Annotated in this window: 1 protein-coding gene and 1 pseudogene; both read right to left on the bottom strand. The window is 50.0% G+C overall.

The window, feature by feature from the left end:
* Positions 1-248 (bottom strand): DUF2711 family protein (locus tag ACWHAR_RS23235; RefSeq protein ID WP_452087968.1); only part of this gene is annotated, 248 nt, incomplete at its 3' end.
* A gap of 78 nt (positions 249-326) precedes the next feature.
* Positions 327-1,033: pseudogene (locus ACWHAR_RS23230) on the bottom strand (PTS transporter subunit EIIC); the annotation flags it as partial.

Here is a 1,033-nt window from a genome sequence, read left to right as displayed (position 1 = left end):
AGCGCCAGCTCAGCATGTGTTTGAAAGCCGCAAGAAGACATAACCTTCTTCCAGGAAACAGCCTTGCCTATTCCTCTTATTTCATCATCGTTTGGATAAATATGCTCGTAATCATTTTTTCTTTTTGCATTCTCCCATCCTTCAGGCATTTGGATAAAAGGAGAAAAGATAAGTGCAGCAGATGAGTATTCAACTGGTACTTGTTGTAAGATTGGTGATTCGTCATCTAACCATATATAATCTAGCATGCGCACCTCCTTTACATATTCTAACATTCTCTTTCGTTTAAAAGGAGATGATCAGCCCTATGACAGGCCGATCATCTATCACATCACATTTTTATCCGCCAGATTCAACCGCACTCTCTTCCCGCCATTTTTGATGATCCCATATTCTGAAAAACGGATAGTAGATAGCACAGGTGATCAGCAGGTTTACCAGCTGCATAACGGCGCCCGACACCTTTCCGCCTGTCGCCAGGTAGCCTGATATGAGCGGCGGCATCGTCCACGGCACCGCGATTCCGGCCGGTCTTGCCACCAGCCCGGTGCTCATGCCGATATAAGTCGCGGTAATCGTGAGGAGCGGTGCGATGATAAATGGGACAATAAGGAGCGGATTCATGACAATCGGCATGCCGAAAATGATCGGCTCGTTGATATTAAATAGCGCAGGGCCGATTCCTAATCGTCCAAGCTGCTTCATTTGTTTACTCCGGGAGCGCACAAGCATCGTCAGGACAAGCGCCAGCGTCGCCCCGCTCCCGCCGACATTGATCCAAATTTGAAAGAACTGAGTCGTAAAAATACTCGGCAGCGCCTCGCCCGCTTGGAAGGCGAGACGGTTGGCATCCATCGCGCCGTACCAAATCGGCGCCATGATTCCGCCAATGATGGAAGCCCCGTGAATCCCGCACGACCAAAGCAGCATCTGCACAAATTCAGCGATCAGGCTTCCGCCGAGACTGCCGCCTAGGATGGAAAGCGGTGTGCCAAGCAGGTCTCCTACGACATTGTGCAGACTCTGAAAAGGT

The organism is Bacillus sp. LR--39 (assembly GCF_053613335.1).
This window is presented reverse-complemented; position numbering and strand designations above follow the sequence as displayed.